Here is a 2,121-nt window from a genome sequence, read left to right on the forward strand (position 1 = left end):
GGCAGGTCGGGGGCGGGCGGGTCGGGGTCCGGCTGGAACGGGTCGATCACGACGACCTCGGTCGAGGTCCCGGGCAGGCGTTCCCTCAGCCGCTCGTCCGTCAGGACGACCGCCGGGCGGACGGCCGCGAGGGCCGCCGCCTGCCTGGCCCGCGGGTGCGCGGGATCGAGCGGAACGTAGACGCCGCCCGCGCCCAGCACCGCGAGGAGGCAGACGACCAGTTCCGGACCCGCCTCAAGATGGACGCCGACCGGGATCTCGGGGCCGACGCCGTGGTCCCGGCGCAGGACGCGGGCGAGGCGCGCCGCCGCCGCGCCGAGTTCCCCGTGGGTGATGTCGCGATCGCCCGAGGTCAGGGCGACGGCCTGCGGCGTCCTCAGGGACCAGGCGGCGACGAGCCGGTCCGCGGTGTCCTCGGGAACGGGTACCGCAACCTCGGCCGTGCCGGGCGCGTCCTCGCTCGCGCGCGCCAGTTCCGCGAGAGGACGTTCCGCGTCGGCCGCGACGGCGGTGAGGAGCCGCTCGTAGGCGTCCGCCCAGGCGGCCACGGTCGCGGGGTCGAACAGGTCCGGGCGGTACGCGAAGACCAGTTCCGCGGCGGCGTCCCCTTCCGCGGCGGTGTCCCCGATCATGACCGTCGCGGCCAGGTCGTACTTCACCGGAAGCGGGGGCGGCGGCAGCGGCGTCGCCCGCAGACCCGCGATCACGGCGGGGGCGGGCGCGTTCTCCAGCGCGAACGACACGCGGGCGAACGGATCGCCGCCCCGGTCGCGGCCGGGGCGCAGCTCCTCCACGAGGCGTCCGAACGGCATCGCGGCGTGCGTGCGGGCGTCGGCGACGTGGCCGTGCACCTCCGCCGCGTAGCGCGCGAAGGCCTTGCCGGGGGCCGGTCCGGTCCGGACGACGACGGTCTCGACGAAGAAGCCGACCACGTCCTCCAGGTCGGGATGGGGCCGTTCCTCCAGGAACGCCGCCGTGGCGACGTCGGAGGTCCCGCAGTACCGCCCGAGGAGGACGTGGAAGGCGGCGAGCAGCACCGTGTAAGGCGTGGTGTTCAGCCGCCGCGCGAGATCCGTGAGTGCGCCTGCCAGGTGCGGCGGGAGCGGCCGCCGGACTTCCGCGCCGTGGGAAGGGCCCGCGCCCGCCGGGCCGCGTGGCCGGTCGGCGGGCAGCGTCAGGGGCTCCAGGCCGCGCAGCCGCTCCGTCCAGTAGGCGCGGTCGGCGGGGTCGACGTCCCGGGCGCGCCGCCGCACGGCGTGGTCGGCGTAGCGCGCCTTCGGGGCGGGCGGCTCCCCGTCCCCGGACAGGTCCCGGACGATGACCTCCAGGGACCGCGCGTCGGCCGCGATGTGGTGCAGGACGGTCGCGAGGCGCGTGTCGGCGTCGGCGACCCGGACGGCCACCGCCCTGATCGGGTGCCCGGCCGCGAGGTCGAACGGCTCCGCCGCCGCCTCGGCGAGGACGCGCCGCGCCGCCTCCTCCGGGTCGGCGGCGGACCGGACGTCGACCACGCGCAGCGGCGACCCGTCCGCGGGGTCGGCGACCTGGAGCGGCTCGCCCGCCTCCGCGACGAACCGGGTGCGGAGGATGTCGTGGCGGAGCGCGAGCCCGGCGAAGACGTCGTGGAGCCGCCGCAGGTCGGGTTCCCCTTCGAGGACGTGGACGAGCGGCAGGTGGTAGTCGGCGCGGTCCGGGTTCAGCCGGTGCAGGAACCACAGGCGCCGCTGGCCGTCCGTCAGCGGAGCCGGGCCGTCGAGCGGAGCTCGTCCGTTGGATGGCGGTGGGTGGGGGCTGGAGGACGGGGCGTCGAGCGGAGCTCGTCCGTTGGATGGCGGTGGGTGGGGGCTGGAGGACGGGGCGTCGAGCGGAGCTCGTCCGTTGGATGGCGGTGGGTGGGGGCTGGAGGACGGTCCGTCGAGCCCCGGAGCCGGGCCGCCCGCGATGGCGACACGGCGGGCGGTGGCGGCGATCCCGGCCGGGGTGGGGTCCCGGACCAGCTCGCCGTAGGACAGGTCGAGGCCGTGGTGCTCGCGCAGCCGGGTCAGCGCCCGCGCGGCGAGGAGGGAGTCGCCCCCGAGCGCGAAGAAGCCCGCGTCGGCGGCCAGCTCCCCGAGTCCGAGA

Annotated in this window: 1 protein-coding gene; it reads right to left on the bottom strand. The window is 77.2% G+C overall.

Annotation, left to right across the window (positions count from 1 at the left end; translation table 11 throughout):
• Positions 1–2,121, bottom strand: a 2,121-nt coding sequence (locus tag ACH34T_RS44540; RefSeq protein WP_396027084.1) for a condensation domain-containing protein, incomplete at both ends; no start/stop codon positions are given.

The organism is Actinomadura sp. 9N215 (genome assembly GCF_044326345.1).
GTDB lineage: Bacteria > Actinomycetota > Actinomycetes > Streptosporangiales > Streptosporangiaceae > Spirillospora.